16 protein-coding genes are annotated in these 16179 nt (G+C 64.0%); 7 read left to right on the forward strand and 9 right to left on the reverse strand.

Annotated elements, in window-relative coordinates; translation table 11 throughout:
• Positions 1–10: 10 nt before the first annotated feature.
• The 6 genes from AUJ55_11210 to AUJ55_11235 all read right to left on the reverse strand — a co-directional run bounded on the left by AUJ55_11210 (position 11) and on the right by AUJ55_11235 (position 5084).
• Positions 11–736: a 6-phosphogluconolactonase gene (locus AUJ55_11210; protein OIO54999.1), complete on the reverse strand. Its 726-nt coding sequence runs from the start codon at positions 734–736 to the stop codon at positions 11–13.
• Positions 721–2220 (reverse strand): glucose-6-phosphate dehydrogenase, encoded by a 1500-nt coding sequence (locus AUJ55_11215; protein ID OIO55000.1) that lies wholly within the window; start codon positions 2218–2220, stop codon positions 721–723. The genes AUJ55_11210 and AUJ55_11215 overlap by 16 nt, the downstream gene beginning before the upstream one ends.
• A 1-nt stretch (position 2221) precedes the next feature.
• On the reverse strand, positions 2222–3124 hold the full coding sequence (locus AUJ55_11220; GenBank protein OIO55001.1) for a 6-phosphogluconate dehydrogenase (decarboxylating): 903 nt from the start codon (positions 3122–3124) through the stop codon (positions 2222–2224).
• A 169-nt stretch (positions 3125–3293) separates the two neighbouring features.
• Positions 3294–3536, reverse strand: coding sequence for a transcriptional regulator (locus tag AUJ55_11225; protein ID OIO55002.1), 243 nt, complete (start codon positions 3534–3536; stop codon positions 3294–3296).
• Between the two features lie 150 nt (positions 3537–3686).
• Positions 3687–4451: a hypothetical protein gene (locus AUJ55_11230; GenBank protein OIO55003.1), complete on the reverse strand. Its 765-nt coding sequence runs from the start codon at positions 4449–4451 to the stop codon at positions 3687–3689.
• Between the two features lie 18 nt (positions 4452–4469).
• Positions 4470–5084, reverse strand: coding sequence for a threonylcarbamoyl-AMP synthase (locus tag AUJ55_11235; GenBank protein ID OIO55004.1), 615 nt, complete (start codon positions 5082–5084; stop codon positions 4470–4472).
• Positions 5085–5274: 190 nt separating this feature from the next.
• On the opposite strand from AUJ55_11235, the gene AUJ55_11240 reads away from it, so the two are divergent.
• The 5 genes from AUJ55_11240 (at position 5275) to AUJ55_11260 (ending at position 11458) form a co-directional block, all read left to right on the forward strand.
• The gene (locus AUJ55_11240; GenBank protein ID OIO55005.1) at positions 5275–6030 is read left to right on the forward strand and encodes a hypothetical protein; all 756 of its coding nucleotides are present in this window, start codon (positions 5275–5277) and stop codon (positions 6028–6030) included.
• A 120-nt stretch (positions 6031–6150) separates the two neighbouring features.
• Positions 6151–7611 (forward strand): IMP dehydrogenase, encoded by a 1461-nt coding sequence (locus tag AUJ55_11245; protein ID OIO55006.1) that lies wholly within the window; start codon positions 6151–6153, stop codon positions 7609–7611.
• An 87-nt stretch (positions 7612–7698) separates the two neighbouring features.
• Entirely contained in the window at positions 7699–8283 is a 585-nt protein-coding gene (locus AUJ55_11250; GenBank protein OIO55007.1) for a hypothetical protein, read from the forward strand.
• Between the two features lie 64 nt (positions 8284–8347).
• Entirely contained in the window at positions 8348–9904 is a 1557-nt protein-coding gene (locus tag AUJ55_11255) for a glutamine-hydrolyzing GMP synthase (protein ID OIO55008.1), read from the forward strand.
• Positions 9905–10039: 135 nt separating this feature from the next.
• Positions 10040–11458 (forward strand): pyruvate kinase, encoded by a 1419-nt coding sequence (locus AUJ55_11260; GenBank protein ID OIO55009.1) that lies wholly within the window; start codon positions 10040–10042, stop codon positions 11456–11458.
• Between the two features lie 27 nt (positions 11459–11485).
• Here the strand turns inward: AUJ55_11260 and AUJ55_11265 are convergent, their stop codons facing one another.
• Positions 11486–11797, reverse strand: coding sequence for a hypothetical protein (locus AUJ55_11265; protein OIO55026.1), 312 nt, complete (start codon positions 11795–11797; stop codon positions 11486–11488).
• A gap of 202 nt (positions 11798–11999) precedes the next feature.
• On the opposite strand from AUJ55_11265, the gene AUJ55_11270 reads away from it, so the two are divergent.
• Positions 12000–13199, forward strand: a complete 1200-nt coding sequence (locus AUJ55_11270; GenBank protein ID OIO55010.1) for a phosphoribosylglycinamide formyltransferase 2 — start codon at positions 12000–12002, stop codon at positions 13197–13199.
• A 112-nt stretch (positions 13200–13311) separates the two neighbouring features.
• Here the strand turns inward: AUJ55_11270 and AUJ55_11275 are convergent, their stop codons facing one another.
• Positions 13312–13755: a hypothetical protein gene (locus AUJ55_11275; protein ID OIO55011.1), complete on the reverse strand. Its 444-nt coding sequence runs from the start codon at positions 13753–13755 to the stop codon at positions 13312–13314.
• A 20-nt stretch (positions 13756–13775) separates the two neighbouring features.
• A complete protein-coding gene (locus AUJ55_11280; protein OIO55027.1) occupies positions 13776–14807 on the reverse strand; it encodes a ferrochelatase in 1032 nt (343 codons plus the stop codon).
• Positions 14808–14904: 97 nt separating this feature from the next.
• Between AUJ55_11280 and AUJ55_11285 the strand changes: the two genes are divergently transcribed.
• Positions 14905–16092, forward strand: a complete 1188-nt coding sequence (locus AUJ55_11285; GenBank protein OIO55012.1) for an aminotransferase — start codon at positions 14905–14907, stop codon at positions 16090–16092.
• Positions 16093–16179: the final 87 nt, after the last annotated feature.

The raw sequence follows: 16179 nt of genomic DNA on the forward strand, positions 1-16179 counted from the left end.
CCCTGCCTGACTACAGCGGCCACGCCCCCTGGTCGGCCACCACCTCCAGCAAACCCCCTTCCGGCAACACCCACCCCGCAGGACAACAGGCGGGGTTTTCTAGAAATCCACGCAGCACCGACCGTTTTGATTCCCCAGCCACCCACAAAAAACTCCCGCGACTGCATTTGAGGCTGGGGGGGGTGAGGGTCAGGCGGGTTTGTCCCGTTGGACTTGTCGCCACCATGACGCGGTGCGTCGCCTCGTGTTCTAGGGGCGAACCGGGAAAAAGGCTGGCGGTATGACCGTCGCCCCCCAGCCCCAGCAGGATCCCGTCCCACCACCCCTCTTTCCCCAGATGGCGCACGATTTCGCGGCCGTAGTGTGCCGCCGCCGTTTCGGGATCTCCCTCGCTCGGCATGACATGCACCCGCTCGGGCGACACAGCGTTGTTCATCAGCGCCAAGGCCCGTGTGGCGTTGTGCTCGGAATGGCCGGGGGGGACGAAACGTTCGTCGACCCACCACAGATGGACCCCCTCGGGCAAGGCCAAGGTTTCGCCAGGGGGGGCGCCCCAGAGCCGAAAAAGAGGGTCGGGGGTCGATCCCCCCGACAGCAGCAAATGGGCGGCCCCTCGCGCCGCAACCGCCGCAGAAAGCCGCTCGTGCAGCGTCGCCGCCAGCCAGCGGGCGCAAGCGGCAGGATCGGGCAGCACCGTCAAATTCAGACGGGGATCCAAACTCAGGTGTCCAGCCATGTCCGGCCATCCCGCTGCATCAGATCCTTGCCCTCGGCGGTCCCCCAGGTTCCGGCGGTGTAGACCGGCAGTTCGATCAAACCTTGACCCTGCCAGGCGGCGACAATCCCGTCGATAAAGCGCCAGGCCCATTCGATTTCGTCGGAGCGGGCGAAGAGGGTGGCGTCGCCGCCGATGGCATCAAGGATCAGTCGTTCATAAGCCTCGGGGCTGCTCCCCAGGGCGCGGGCGGCGTCGAAGTCCATCTCGACCGGTTCGATCTGCATGGCGCTACCTGGCGCCTTGATGCCGAAGTGGAGCGAGATCCCCTCGTTGGGTTGGATCCGCAGTACGATCCGGTTGGGCTCAAGGTTGGGGCAATCGCAGGCGGCCGATTGCAGCACGGTGTGGGGGGGCTGTTTGAAGGCGATGACGATCTGGGTGGTGCGGTGGGGCAAGCGTTTGCCGCAGCGGATGTAAAACGGCACTCGCGCCCAGCGCCAGTTGTCGATGTGCAGCTTCATCGCCATGTAGGTCTCGGTGGTCGAGGCGGGATCGACCCCGGGCTCTTCGCGGTAGGCGCTCGACTTGGTTCCCTCCACGGCCCCCCGGTCGTATTGCCCACGGGCGGTGTCGGCCAGTGCTGCCTCGCCGGTCAGGGGGCGGATCGCTCGCAACACCTTAACCTTTTCGTCGCGCACCGCGTTGGCCTCGAAGGCTGCGGGGGGCTCCATCGCCACGAGGGTCAGCAGTTGCAGAGCGTGGTTCTGCACCATGTCGCGGATGATCCCGGCCTGATCGAAGTAACCGCCTCGCCCCTCGACCCCCAGGGTTTCGGCGACCGTGATCTGCACATGGTCGACGTAATGGTGGTTCCACAGGGGTTCGAAGATCCCGTTGCCCAGGCGAAAGGCCAGGATGTTCTGCACCGTCTCTTTGCCCAGGTAGTGGTCGATGCGAAAGATCTGATCCTCGCGAAAGACCTCGTGGATTTGGGCGTTAAGCTCCATGGCGCTGGCCAGATCGGTGCCGAACGGTTTTTCGACCACGATCCGTCGCCAGCCCGAATCGACCCCCTCGGCGGCCAGCCCCGATCCGGCCAGATTGGCGACGATGTCGGCGTAGTGGCGCGGTGGGGTCGAGAGGTAGTAGAGGCGATTGCCCGATAGCTTGAGGTTCTTTTCGATCTGGGCCAAATGGTCGTGCAGGCGGCAGAAGCCGTCGGTTTCGGTCAGGTCGCCACTGATATAGCTGATCCGCTCGGCCAGATCGTTCCAAACCTCGTGATCGAACCACGCCCCCTTGGTCTTGCGTACCGACTGGCGCAGTCCCGCCAGGAACTCCTCCCGGCTCCAGTTGCGTCGGGCGTAACCGACGATGGCGGTGTTGGGGGCCAGCAGACCGTCGACCGCCAATTGGTAGAGCGAGGGAATCAGCTTGCGGTGGGTCAGGTCGCCGCTGGCGCCGAAGATGACGATGGAGGCGGGGGTGTGGCGGCGCCCCATGTCAGTCCCCCGCCTTTTTTACCGCGTGGCCGCCGAATTGATTGCGCATGGCGGCCAGCAGTTTGCCTCCGAAAGAGGCCTCTTGGCGGGAGCGGAAGCGGGCGAACAGGGCGTGGGCCAGCACCGTGGCCGGGACGTCGTGGTCGATGGCCGCCTCGACCGTCCAGCGTCCTTCGCCGGAGTCGGCAACCCAGTCGCTCAAGGCGTCGAGTTTCGGGTCTTCATGCAGGGCGTTGCCGATCAGCTCCAGCAGCCAAGAACGCACCACCGAGCCGTTCATCCACAGGTCCGAAACTTGGGCCAGGTCGAGGTCGGGGTAGGCAGCCTCCAGCAGTTCATACCCCTCGGCGTAGGCTTGCATCATCCCGTATTCGATGCCGTTGTGGACCATCTTGACGAAGTGGCCCGAGCCGATGGGGCCGGTGTGCATCTGCCCGCCAGGGGCCGCCAGGGTTTCAAGAATCGGGCGAACCAGCGCGTAGCTTTCGGGCGCCCCGCCCCCCATCAGGCAGTAGCCGTTCTCCAAACCCCAGATGCCGCCCGAGGTGCCGATGTCCATGAATCGCACCCCGGTCGCCTCGACCCGTTTGCCCCGCTCGATGGAGTCCTTGTAACGACTGTTGCCACCGTCGATGAGTAAATCGCCGGGGGCGAGCAGGGGGAGCAGTTCGTCGATGGCGGCGTCGACCGCTGCCCCCGCCGGAATCATCAACCAGACGATGCGGGGGGAGGGGAGTAGTGCGGGGATATCGTTCAAGTGTGCCGCGGGAATGCCCCCCTTGGCGGCGTATTCGGCAATCTTTTCGGGGGTGCGGTTGTGAACGGCGACGCGATGGCCGCCGCGCAGCAGCCGCTCAGCCATGTTGCCCCCCATACGACCCAGACCGACGATGGCGATGTCCATAAAAACCCCTTGTGGATGGATTCAAAATTGAAGAAAGGATCGCAAGGGTAGATCGCAGCTCCATGATCGGCGAGTGGTGGCCGTCAAGCCATGTCGATGGAGGATGGGGTAGACCCAGTAAAAAGGGGAGCCAACCGGCTCCCCTTTTTTTGATCGAACACGCGATGGATCAACCGACCCCGCAGGCTCCTCCGGCGCAGCCGCCGCCGCTGGCACAAGGGGGGGCGCTGTCGCTACCCGGGGAAGAGGGCTTGTACCAGCCGCCCCCCTTAAGCTGAAAGCCGGCGGCGCTCATCAGCTTTTCGACCGGTTTGCCACAAGCGGGGCACCCCTCGGGGGCGGGATCGCTCATTTTTTGGCGCACCTCGAATTGGTGGCCGCAGTCGGTGCAGCGGTATTCGTAAATCGGCATGGGACAACCTCCAACAGACCCAGGGGGGGGAATATCAGCAAACGGTGATGAATTGTAGGGTCAAGGCCGGAAGTGACAAGGGCAGGGAGTGGGGCGGGCTCCGTCGAATATCTGGGATGCCCAGATGTCTCCCCCTCGACGGTCACGTCGCTACAACGAAAACAGCCGCCCGAGCAGCCCCGATTTCATTTTGACCTGTTGGACGGGGGTGTGGTGCAGGATGGCGCGGGGGTTGTCGAAGGTAAGAATCCTGGCTTGATCCTCCCCCATCCAGCTGCTCAGGGTTTCAAAGGCGCCGTGTAAAGAGGGGGGGCGGTAGACTGGGTCGTGGGCATCGGAGGCGACCGCGTGGATCCACCCCTTTTGCAGCCACCGTTTCACCGTGGCTTGGATCTTCGCGCTGAACTGCCCGGTGACGCTCATGGCGGTGACCTGAAGCAGAATGCCCTCCTCGACCCAGGCGGCAATCCGATCTTCGTGTTGCACCAGATAGGGCTGCCGCTCGGGGTGGGCGATCACCGGGCGCAGCCCGGCATCCTGCAAACGCATCAGGGTCTCGTCGGTGCCGGGGGGGAGCGAGCCGCCGCCAAATTCGATGAGGATCCCCTTGCGCCCGCCGTAGGTGGGGACCAGCCCATGACGGTAGCGCTCGGTCACGTCGGGGTGGATGCGTACCTCCCCCCCCATCTCCAATTCCAGCGCGATCCCCTCGGTACGCAGAAGCTCCCGCGCCGTATCGAGGGCCCGCTCGATCTCGGCCCGGATGTTTTCGAAGGTACCGTTGTGATGGTGGGGGGTGCAGACCAGGGTTCGGGTCCCCTTCGCGACGGCGATGCGGGCCATTTCGAGAAAGGTTGGAACATCTTTGGCGCCGTCGTCGATGCCGGGGAGAACGTGACTGTGGATGTCGATCAACGGGGTGCCGCCCTTGGTTTAAATAAACTCGGAGATGTCTCCGGCGCCGCTGCGCACCACCTCGGGGGGTGAGCAGGTCAGGTCGACGACGCTGGAGGGGGTGCCCGATAGGATGCCCCCGTCGATGACCAGATCGACCTGTTTTTCTAGGCGGTTGCGGATCTCCAGGGGATCGGTCAACGCCTCTTCACCGGGAAGAGCCACGGTGGTGGAGAGGATGGGGCGCCCCAATGCTCGAAGCAGGGCCTGGCAAACGGAGTGATCGGGGACACGCAGGCCGATGGTTTTTCGTCGGGATTGCAAGAGTTTGGGGACCTCCCGGGTCGCCTCTAAAATAAAGGTGTAGGGGCCGGGGAGATGGTGTTTGAGGATGCGAAAGGCGGGGTTGTCGACCTTGGCGTAGGTCGACAGATCCGACAGATCGGGGCAAATCAACGAAAGTTGGTGTTTGTCGTCGATCTTTTTGAGCGCTCGAATCCGCTCCACCCCCTGTTTTGAGAGCAGGTCGCAGCCCAGGCCGTAGGTGGTATCTGTGGGGTAGACGATCACCCCGCCCCCTTCGAGAATGCGCGCCGCCTGGGCGATCAGTCGCGGCTGAGGGGTGCCGGGGTGGATTTCAAAATATTGGGCCATGATGCCACCACTTCTTAAGAACGAACCAACCATTAGGAATCTTTCCATGAGCCTACCAGATCCCCGCCGCAGCCGTCCTAGGAGTCTGTCGGGCTTGAGCGTCCGTAGCGAGCCGAGTGGGGAATCGAGGCCAAATTTTCACGGTTTTGAGGATCATAGTGGTGGCTATGTGACGAGAAACCGGGGGAATTTGGACCGATTACCCGCCGGCGCAGTAGGACGATCTCAAGTCCGACAGACTCCTAGGATTGGGGTGACCTTGGATTATTTCCCCGAGGGGTATGGCGGGTTTTCTCCCGTCGCCTGGCAGGCCCTGAGGGTCAACTATTTCACCGCCCTCTACACCGTCGGGTTGTTGCCGGTGGCCATTCCCCTGCTGCCGCAGCAGGCGGTCGGAGCGATGATCGACGAGCTCGACGCCCTGGTGATTAGCGGCGGCGATTTCGACATTCCCCCCCGGTACTACGGCAAGGAGGAGGAGCCGGGACTGGGGCGGGTGGCCGAGCCGCGTACCGTCTGGGAGTGGGGGCTGTTGCACGAGGCGTTGGGGCGCGATTTGCCAATCCTGGGAATCTGCGGCGGCATGCAGCTGCTCAACGTCGCGTGTGGCGGCACCCTGATTCAAGACCTGCCCACGGTGGGGAACATGGGGCATCAGCAACAGAATCCCCGCTGCGAGCCCCACCATGCGATGCGCTGGCGCGAGGACTCCCCCTGGTCTGGAGAGGTATGGCAGGTCAACTCGACCCACCATCAGGCGGTGGACGAGGTGGGGCCCGGTTTGCAGGTTTGGGGTTCGGCCGAGGATGGCATCGTCGAGGCGATTGCGGCGCTCGACGGCGATCTGCTTGGGGTGCAATGGCACCCGGAATATCTGTTTGAGGCGGGGATCGAGGGGGGGGTATTGGCCTTTTGGGCCGACCGGGTGCGCAAGAGCCTGGGCTGAACCGTTCCAATGCGGAATTTTATGCACCCCTTTACACCTGCCCCCCTGACGGGGGCGTTCCAAATGACTATCATCCCCGATCCTATTTTTTGGCTCCTTTAATCGAGAGGTTTTCCCTCTATGTCCCGCCCCCCGATTCGCCAAGCGTTAACCTTTGACGATGTCCTGCTCGAACCGCGCCGATCTTCGATTCTTCCCCGAGAGGTCAACCCCGCCAGCCGCCTGACCCGGGGGATCGAACTCAACATCCCCCTGGTTTCCGCCGCCATGGATACCGTGACCGAGGCCCGTTCGGCGGTCTGTTTGGCTCAGGAGGGGGGGGTGGGCATTGTCCACAAAAACCTGCCCATCGAGCGGCAAGCCGAAGAGGTCCGTCAGGTTAAACGGTACCTGTCGGGGGTGGTGGGGGAGCCGATCACCATCGGCCCCGATGCCCCGATCTCGCAGGTACTTGCAATCAAAGAGCGCTACGGTTTTTCGGGGATTCCGGTGGTGCGGGAAGGTAAGCCGGTTGGGATCATCACCAATCGCGACCTGCGGTTTGCCACCTCGCTCGACAAGCCGGTCTCTTCATTGATGACCACCAACCTCATCACCATCGATCAGGGCGCTCCATTGGAGGAGGCCAAGCGGCTGTTGCATCAACACCGCATCGAAAAACTGATCATGGTCGACGAGGCAGGCAAGCTGGCCGGACTCATCACCGTGAAAGATATGGAGCAAGCGGTCGCCCACCCCAACGCCTGTAAAGACGAACGGGGCCGACTGCGGGTTGGCGCCGCCATTGGCCCCGGCCCCGATGGCATGGACCGCTTCGAGGCGTTGCGCGAGGCGGGGGTCGACGTGGTGGTGGTCGATACCGCCCACGGCCACTCCGAGGGGGTGATGGGGATGGTCGCCGACATCAAGCGGCGCTACCCCGAATTCCAGGTGATTGCCGGCAACGTCGCCACCACCGAGGCGGTGCGCGATCTGATCCAGCGCGGCGCCGACGCGGTGAAGGTGGGGATTGGCCCCGGTTCGATCTGCACCACCCGAATGGTGGCAGGGGTCGGGGTTCCCCAGATCACCGCCATCATGGATGCGGTCGAGGCGGCCGAAGGCAGCGGTGTGCCGATCATCGCCGACGGTGGCATCAAGTTCTCGGGCGACATCGTTAAAGCGCTGGCCTCGGGCGCCTCATGCGTCATGCTCGGCGGCATGTTGGCCGGGACCGACGAATCGCCCGGCGAGGTGGTGTACTTTCAAGGGCGGGCCTACAAGTCCTATCGTGGCATGGGCTCGATTGGCGCCATGCAAAAAGGGTCGAAGGACCGCTACTTCCAGGCCGAGGTCGACAACGCCCTCAAGCTCGTTCCCGAAGGGGTCGAGGGGCGGGTCCCCTACAAGGGGCCGATGGCGGCGGTGATCCACCAGTTGGTCGGCGGCATCCGGGCCGGAATGGGCTACCTGGGGGCGGCGACGATTGCCGACATGCAGCAGCGCGCCCGCTTTGTGCAGATCACCGGGGCGGGCCTGCGCGAATCCCACGTCCACGATGTGCAAATCACCACCGAAGCGCCCAACTACCGTTTGGATTGATCGGTTTCGATGCCGCCCCTTCAGCCCACACGGGGGCAGCTTTTTATAACGTGGGTTTTTCCTTTATAGAAAATTGAGGTTTATGAGATGCGTGTTGTGCAGATGATGGACGGTGCCTACATCGAGAAGATGCTGGCCCACCACTTTCGCGGCTCCGATGGCCGGGTACGTCAAATTGACTTCACCGCGTTCAGCAATGAGTTGATCGCCGAGCACGACGAGCTTCTGCGCGCTTACTACTACCACTGCCCCCCCTTCGTGGCCGACGACGACGAGGACTCCCATCGGGTGCGCGCCAACAAGGAGCGCTTCTTCGCCTACCTCAAGAGCCAGGTGGGGATCACCGTGCGTATGGGCCGCCTGGAGCGTCGTCCCGCCGGCGAAGGGCGTTATACCTACATCCAGCGTGGGGTGGGGGAGTGGATCACCACCGATCTGCTGACCTTGACCTTCGGCGGCCGCTTGGATGCCGTGGTGCTGGTGGGGGGCGATTCGAGCCTGATTCCCGCCCTGGAGCGGGTGCAGGCGATGGGGGTCGAGGTGCGCCTGGCCTGCCATCCCGAGGCGACCCCCGGCGGCATCTGGGATCTGGCCGACCGCATCATCGACCTCGATGAGGCCTTCTTGAATCGCTGTGCCCGCGACAACCTCAACGGCGGCTACAACGATTGATCGTTTTGCGGGCCGGGAGGGGGGGCGATCCCTCTTTCCGGCCCTTTTTCATTGGTAAAAACCCATGACCCCCAATCACGACCGCATCCTCATCCTCGACTTCGGCGGCCAGACCACCCAGCTCATCGGGCGGCGGGTGCGCGAGGCCAAGGTCTACTGCGAAATCCACCCCTTCGATCTGAGCATCGAGGAGATCCGCGCCTTAGGGGCCAAAGGGATCATCCTCTCCGGCGGTCCCAAGTCGGTCTATGAAGAGGGGGCGCCCGCCGTGGCCGAAGGACTCTTCGAGCTTGGGGTGCCGGTGTTGGGGATCTGCTACGGGATGCAGTTGATGAGCCGCTATTTCGGCGGCGAGGTGGTGGCGGCGGGCAAACGGGAGTTCGGCCACGCCGAGCTGACCGGTGTGGGCGAGATTTCCGACCTCTTCAAAGGGTTCTTGGTCGACAACCAGGCCCATATTTGGATGAGCCACGGCGACCATGTCGCCAAGATCCCCGAGGGGTTTCGGATCACCGCCAGTACCCCCAACGCGCCGGTCGCCGCCATCGCCGACGAGTCGCGCCGTCTCTACGGGGTGCAGTTCCACCCCGAGGTGCGCCATTCCCGGCGCGGCGAGATTCTGATCGAGACCTTTGTCCGTCAGATTTGCGGCTGCGAGGGGGATTGGACCCCAGCCCACATCATCGACGAGCAGACGGCGCTGATTCGGCAAATGGTGGGAAGCGACCAGGTGATTCTGGGGCTCTCGGGGGGGGTCGATTCCTCGGTGGCGGCTGCCTTGATTCACCGCGCCATCGGCGATCAGCTCACCTGCGTCTTCGTCGACACCGGGCTGCTGCGGCTGCACGAGGGGGACCAGGTGATGGCGACCTTCGCCGAGCACTTGGGGGTCAAGGTGATCCGGGTCGACGCCTCCGAGCGCTTCTTCGGCGAGCTGGAGGGGGTCGAGGATCCCGAGGCCAAACGCAAGATCATCGGTCGGCTTTTCGTCGAGATCTTCGAGGAGCAGGCCAATCAACTGCGTGACGCCAAGTGGCTTGCCCAGGGGACGATCTACCCCGACGTGATCGAGTCGGCCAAGGCCAAGAGCGGCAAGGCGGTGGCGATCAAGAGTCACCACAACGTCGGCGGCCTGCCTGAGCGCATGGGGCTCAAGCTGCTGGAGCCGCTGCGCGATCTGTTCAAAGACGAGGTGCGTGCGGTCGGGGTCGAGCTGGGGTTGCCCCGCTCCATGGTCTTCCGCCACCCCTTCCCCGGTCCGGGGCTGGCGGTGCGCATTCTCGGGGCGGTCAGCCGCGAGGCTGCCGACACCTTGCGGCTGGCCGATGCAATCTTCATCGAAGAGTTGTGGAATTTTGATCTTTACGACCACATCGCCCAGGCCTTCGTTGTCTTCCTGCCGGTCAAGAGCGTCGGGGTGATGGGGGACGGGCGCACCTACGAAAACGTGGTGGCGCTGCGGGCGGTCGAGACCTCCGACTTTATGACCGCCAGTTTCTACCCGATTCCGCACGAGATCCTCGGCAAGGTGAGCAACCGCATCATCAACGAGGTCAAGGGGATCAACCGGGTGGTCTACGACGTGTCGAGCAAACCCCCCGCCACCATCGAGTGGGAGTAAACATTCCGGCGAAACACCGGATGTTCCCTCTCGCCCCAACCCTCTGCCCGTTGGCACGCAAGAGGGGTCATACCAGCGCCAAGATGCGATGCTTGAATCGCCTTCCCTGTTGTGCACCCCTCCTGCGGAGCCTCCATGCCCCCCCACCGTCACACCAAGATCGTCGCCACGCTGGGTCCCGCCACTGACTCCCCCGAGATGATCGAGGCGCTGCTGCGGGCCGGGGTTGATCTGTTCCGGCTGAATTTCTCGCACAGCGATCACGCCACCCACGCCCTGCTGATCGCCACCATCCGGCTGGTCGAGGCCTACCTGCAACGCCCTATCGCCATCCTGCAAGACCTCAAAGGGCCCGAGATCCGCACCCGCGATGTGGCCGATACGTTCCGCCCCCTGCATCAGGGGGAACACGTCGTGCTCGCTCCCGGCCCCGGTCCCATTCAGGGCACAGGTCCACTCTTCATCACCTTCGAACACCTGGCTGAAGATGTGCACGAGGGGCAGCGGGTTTTCATCGACGACGGCTCCATCGCCCTGATGGTCGAGGCGGTGATGGGGGTCGAAGTCCACTGCCGGGTTGAGCGGGGGGGGGTGCTTAAGAGCCGTAAGGGGGTCAACTTTCCCGGCGCCAACCTCTCGCTCCCTTTTCTCACCGACAAGGACTACGCCGATCTCGATTTCGGTATCGAAAACGGGGTCGACATCGTCGCCGCCTCGTTTGTGCGCAGCGGCTCCGATGTGCGCCGGGTGCGCGATTACATCCGGGAGCGGGGCAGCAAGGCGATGGTGATGGCCAAGATCGAAACCCGGCAGGCGGTCGACAATTTAGAGGAGGTCATCCGCGAGGCCGACGCAGTGATGGTGGCCCGGGGCGACTTGGGGGTGGAGATCCCGGTCGAGAAGGTGCCGATGGTGCAAAAGCGGATCATCGATCTGGCGGTGCACTTGGGTAAGCCGGTGCTCACCGCCACCCACATGCTCGAATCGATGACCCACCACGCCTACCCGACCCGAGCCGAGGTGACCGACGTGGCCAACGCGGTGCTCGACGGCACCGACGCGGTGATGTTGTCGGGGGAGACCGCCAATGGCGAATACCCAGTGGAGTCGGTGCTCACCATGGTGCGGGTGATCCAGGAGGCCGAAGGGGTGCAGCGCTACCAGCCCGCCTTCCAGGAATGGGAGCCCGATCTGGCCTCGGGGATTGGACGGGCCGCCTGCGTCTTGGCTCAAAGCCTCAAGGCCCAAGCGATCCTCTGTCCCACCGCCTCGGGAGCGACGGCGCGGCGCATCGCCATGTTCCGTCCCGAACGGCCCATTGTCGCCCTCTCGGTTGAGCCGCTGGTGCTACGTCAGTTGCTGCTCTCCCACGGGGTCTTCCCGATTCGGATGCGGGCGATGGAGAGCCTCGATCAGATGGTGGAGGACAGCCACGACCTGGCGGTCGAGACTGGCTTCGTCAAAGCGGGGGATGTGGTGGTGCAGGTCTTCGGGCTGCCGGTGGGGGTGGCGGGGTCGACCAACACGATTCAGGTCCATCGCATCGAGGGTTGAGCCTGTTGTTGCACCGCCGCCCAACGATCACCGGAGTACGAACTGCGGATCGAACACCGCCCAGCCGGTGAGGATGACGAACAGCCGCACCAGCAGCACCCCCCGCGCCTGGAGGTGGTGTTCCGCACGCAGCGCAAGGCTGTTTTTGTCATCGGCAGCAGCCACCTTGGCAAGCGCCACACCGCTCTTGGCTTGCAGCGCGTAGAGGATGTAAAGGGTCATCAGCAGCGCCCAATGGCACCACAAAATGAAATCGGCCCCCCCCTCGTGGGTGACGAGCTGGCCGTACCAGTCGCGGTGCATGTAGAGGTAGAAGGGGACCAGCAGATCGAAGAGCATCGCCCCCCCCATGATCGCCACGTGCAGAGGGCGGATCTTGTGCAAGAAGAAGGCGGCGATCATCAGCAGGTAGATCAGGGCGGCGGCTTGCAAGACTTCGCTGGACACGGCGTTTCCCCGGCAGGTGAACGAAAAGGGGGGGAAGGGTAACCCCGTCGCCCCGTCGAATCAGCTTCAATACCCATCGAACTCAGGAGTTCCCATGCACATCGGCACCCCCCTTTCCCCCTCGGCGACCCGCGTCATGCTTTTGGGCAGCGGCGAACTGGGCAAAGAGGTTGTCATTGCCCTGCAACGGCTGGGGGTGGAGACCATCGCGGTCGATCGTTATCCCAATGCCCCCGCCATGCAGGTCGCCCACCGCAGCTTTGTGCTCCCCATGACCGATCCCGTCGCCCTGAAGAGGCTCATCTTGCTGGAGCGGCCCCACCTGATCGTCCCCGAGATCGAAGCGATCGCCACCGACATGCTGTTGGAGATCGAGCACGAGGGGGTGGCCGAGGTGATCCCGACGGCGCGGGCGACCCGCTTGACCATGAACCGGGAGGGGATCCGCCGTTTGGCCGCCGAAGAACTGGGGCTGCCCACCTCTCCTTACGCGTTTGCCTCTTCCTTGGAGGAACTGCAAGCGGCCATCGACAGCGGCATCGGCTACCCCTGCGTCGTCAAGCCGGTGATGTCCTCCTCGGGTAAGGGGCAGTCGGTGGTAAAAGGGGCCGAGGAGGTTGCGGCCGCCTGGAATGACGCCGGCAGTTCGGGACGAGTCGATTCGGGCCGGGTCATCGTCGAGGGGTTCATCGACTTCGATTTCGAGATCACCCTGCTTACGGTGCGGGCCATAGGGCACTCGGGCGCGGTCGAGACCTTCTTTTGCGACCCCATCGGCCACAAGCAGGTCCACGGCGATTACGTCGAGAGTTGGCAGCCCCAGGCGATGAGCGATGCCGCGTTGAATCAAGCTCAGGAGATCGCTGCCACCGTCACCAGCAGCCTGGGGGGACGTGGTCTCTTCGGGGTCGAGCTCTTCGTGCAGGGGGAGAAGGTCTGGTTTTCCGAGGTCAGCCCCCGCCCCCATGACACCGGCATGGTGACCATGGCGACCATGCGTTTGAACGAATTCGAGCTGCATGCCCGCGCCATCCTCGGTTTGCCGGTCGATACCACCCTGCGCCGCCCTGGTGCCAGCGCCGTGATCTACGGCGGCATCGAGGGGGAAGGGGTCCGTTTCGAGGGGGTGGAGCGGGCACTCACCGTTCCCGAGAGCGAGGTGCGGCTGTTCGGCAAGCCCGAGTCCTGGCAACGCCGTCGTATGGGGGTGGCGCTGGCCGGTGCCGACGATGTCGAGACGGCGCGGGCGCGAGCCTTAGAGGCAGCGGGGAAGGTGAAGGTGGTCAAGGGGTAGACCTGGGGTTTCAACCCCAAGGGACGCGCTGATCGATGCAGCGTCCCCCTTGAAAAAGCGCCGATCAATTCGGCAAAAAAAGCCCCGGCAGTCACCTGCCGGGGCTTTTTTTTCAACCCTCCTCAGTGGGGGGTGTGGCCGGTTTGCGGCGGGTGCGCTGTTTCGGGGGGGTGTCGGCATCGACCCCGGCGGCTGCATCCTCGGGGTCGATGATCTCCCCCACAACCTCCTCGGCGCTTTCAGATTCAGGCTCAACCACTTCGGCTTGAACCTCCTCCTCATCGTCGGGCTCGGCCTGGGGCCAATCCTTAAACGGGAAGGGGCGCACGTCGCTGGCGAAGGTCTGGTAGCGGAAGATCTCGTTGGTGTAGGCGGCCAGTTGTGCCCCGAGGCGGCTCAGCCGCACCTCCCGCTCTCCGCTGAAGAGCACGAAAAGAAACTGCACCACGGTCACCGCCCCCACCACAATGCGGGCGAGCCAAAACAAGACGACAAACAGCAGAATGTACAGGCCCCGGATCCAGGTACTCGGGGCGGTCAGGTGTTCCTGAAGCATGATGGGCTCCTTCAAGGTGTTCAGGGGATTTTGATCCAGCCGCCTAGGTGGTTCAGGCTCAATCGGGTTAAGGCCTCGATATGCTCGGGGGTGTCGTTGAGGGCGTCAATGTAACGCAGCATCTCCCCCCCGGCGGCCTTGAAGTGTTCGTGGTAGCCGACCGCGACCTCCTCCAAGGTTTCTAAGCAATCGGCGGCAAAACCGGGGCAGACCACATCGACCCGTTTCACCCCTTGCTGGGCCAGAGTGCTCAAGGCCTCGTCGGTGTAGGGGGTCAGCCAGGGCTCTTTGCCGAAGCGCGATTGGTAGGCCAGCGACCACCGCCCCGTCTCTAGTCCCAGGGTTTGGGCCAACAATCGGGCTGTGGATTGGCATTGTTCCGGGTAAGGGTCGCCCGCGTCGGCGTAGCGCTGCGGCATACCGTGGAACGACAGCAGCAGGTGGTCGGGTTTGTCTGCGTTGGCCCAGCGTGCCTGAATATGGGCAGCAAGGGTGGCCACATGATGAGGATCGTCGTGGTAATCGCGGATCCAGCGCAGTTCGGGCATCCGCCGCCAGGTGGTGAGCTCGGCCATCACCGCGTCGAAGGCCGACCCGGTGGTGGCTGCGCTGTATTGGGGGAACATCGGCACAATGAGGATGCGCTCACACCCCATGGCATCCAGGGCTTGCAGCCCCTGGGCGATGGAGGGGGCGCCGTAGCGCATCCCTAGCACCACCGGGATTGTCGCCCCGGTTTGGCGACCGAGCGCCTGGGCCAGCGCCTGGCTCTGACGGCGAGAGATCGCCAGCAACGGGGAGCCATCCTCACCCCACACCGCCTGGTAGAGGGCCGCCGATTTGGCCGGGCGGGTGTTGAGGATGATGCCGTGCAGGATCGGCCACCACCTCCAGCGCGGCAGCTCCACCACCCTGGGGTCGCTCAGAAATTGGGCCAGATAGGGTTTAAGGGCGGCGGCGGTTGGCGCCTCGGGGGTGCCGAGGTTGACCAGCAGCACCCCGCAGGGGGGGGCGTCGGCAGGGGGCGGGGCGGGGGAGCGGAAGTCGGACATGGTGGTCGCCGCGTCTCTTTCACGTTGCTTCGAGGCCATAGGGGCCGCTTTAATCGGACCTTCAAGGTTCATCATGTCGCAAACCACGAGGAAGGTCATGCCCGATTCCACCCCAGCAGCCCTCAAGCTCGCCCCCCGTATGGGGGAGATCTCCTCCTTCCAGGTCATGGATCTGCTCAGTCGGGCCAAGGCCCTTGAAGAGCAAGGGATCGACGTGGTCCACATGGAGATCGGCGAACCCGACTTCAATACCCCCGCACCGATTGTGGCGGCGGGGATCGCTGCGTTGCAGAACGGTCTGACCCACTACACCCCGGCGCTGGGGTTGCCCGAACTGCGGGCTGCCATCGCCCGCCACTACCAAACCGAGTACGGGGTCACGGTCGATCCGGAGCGGGTGATCGTCACCCCCGGCGCCTCGGGGGCGCTCAGCGCCCTGATGGCGGCGTTGATCGCCCCCGGCGACCAGGTGCTGATGGCCGATCCCGGTTACCCCTGCAACCGCAATTTCGTGCGGCTGGCCGAGGGGGAGACGGTGCGGGTGCCGGTCAACATCGAGACCGCTTACCAGCTCACCCCCGAATTGGTCGAGTACTTCTGGGATGACAAAACCAAAGCGGTCCTACTCGCCTCCCCCTCCAACCCCACCGGGACGGTGGTGCCCAAGGACGACCTGGCGGGGATTGTCGAGATCGCCAATCGTCGCGGCGGCCGGGTAATCGTCGACGAGATCTACCACGGCTTGCTTTTCGACGCCCCCACCACCACGGCTCTGGCATTGAGCGACCAGGCGATTGTGGTCAACAGCTTTTCAAAGTTTTACGGCATGACCGGCTGGCGCCTGGGCTGGATGGTGGTCCCCCCCGATTTGGTCCGCCCGCTCGAAAAACTGGTGCAGAGCCTCTTCATCGCCGCAGCCACCCCGGCTCAATATGCGGCGCTGGCGGCGTTTTCACCTGAAACCCGAGCGATCCTTGAGGAGCGGCGCGACATTCTCAAGCAGCGGCGCGACTTCCTGCTTCCGGCGCTACGCGGCTTGGGTTTCGACATCCCGGTGACCCCCCAGGGGGCATTTTACCTCTACGCCGATTGCAGTCGTCTGACCCGCAGCAGCAAGGCACTGGCGACCCAGTTGTTGGAACGGGCCCATGTGGCGGTCACCCCCGGCGGCGATTTTGGGGAATACCGGGCCGACCGGCACATCCGCTTTGCCTACACCACCGGCCTCGATCATTTGGAAGAGGGGGTACGGCGCATCGGCGCCTTCCTTAATGGGGGGCGCTAAGTTCGGAACGACCCCACCGAGAATGGCTCTCAACCTGAGCCGTGGGGCGCCGCGAGAGTGCCCCCGTACATGTTGAGAGGAGGATCG

The organism is Proteobacteria bacterium CG1_02_64_396, from assembly GCA_001872725.1.
Classification (GTDB): Bacteria; Pseudomonadota; MNWR01; order CG1-02-64-396; family CG1-02-64-396; genus CG1-02-64-396.

Bases quoted from the DNA above. Each gene is read 5' to 3' on its own strand.
- AUJ55_11270 (OIO55010.1), top strand. From the start codon at position 12,000: ATGCACATCGGCACCCCCCTTTCCCCCTCGGCGACCCGCGTCATGCTT.
- AUJ55_11255 (OIO55008.1), top strand. From the start codon at position 8,348: ATGACCCCCAATCACGACCGCATCCTCATCCTCGACTTCGGCGGCCAG.
- AUJ55_11265 (OIO55026.1), bottom strand. From the start codon at position 11,797: ATGCTCTTCGATCTGCTGGTCCCCTTCTACCTCTACATGCACCGCGAC.
- AUJ55_11235 (OIO55004.1), bottom strand. From the start codon at position 5,084: ATGGCCCAATATTTTGAAATCCACCCCGGCACCCCTCAGCCGCGACTG.
- AUJ55_11245 (OIO55006.1), top strand. From the start codon at position 6,151: ATGTCCCGCCCCCCGATTCGCCAAGCGTTAACCTTTGACGATGTCCTG.
- AUJ55_11280 (OIO55027.1), bottom strand. From the start codon at position 14,807: ATGTCCGACTTCCGCTCCCCCGCCCCGCCCCCTGCCGACGCCCCCCCC.
- AUJ55_11215 (OIO55000.1), bottom strand. From the start codon at position 2,220: ATGGGGCGCCGCCACACCCCCGCCTCCATCGTCATCTTCGGCGCCAGC.
- AUJ55_11220 (OIO55001.1), bottom strand. From the start codon at position 3,124: ATGGACATCGCCATCGTCGGTCTGGGTCGTATGGGGGGCAACATGGCT.
- AUJ55_11225 (OIO55002.1), bottom strand. From the start codon at position 3,536: ATGCCGATTTACGAATACCGCTGCACCGACTGCGGCCACCAATTCGAG.
- AUJ55_11210 (OIO54999.1), bottom strand. From the start codon at position 736: ATGGCTGGACACCTGAGTTTGGATCCCCGTCTGAATTTGACGGTGCTG.
- AUJ55_11275 (OIO55011.1), bottom strand. From the start codon at position 13,755: ATGCTTCAGGAACACCTGACCGCCCCGAGTACCTGGATCCGGGGCCTG.
- AUJ55_11285 (OIO55012.1), top strand. From the start codon at position 14,905: ATGCCCGATTCCACCCCAGCAGCCCTCAAGCTCGCCCCCCGTATGGGG.
- AUJ55_11250 (OIO55007.1), top strand. From the start codon at position 7,699: ATGCGTGTTGTGCAGATGATGGACGGTGCCTACATCGAGAAGATGCTG.
- AUJ55_11260 (OIO55009.1), top strand. From the start codon at position 10,040: ATGCCCCCCCACCGTCACACCAAGATCGTCGCCACGCTGGGTCCCGCC.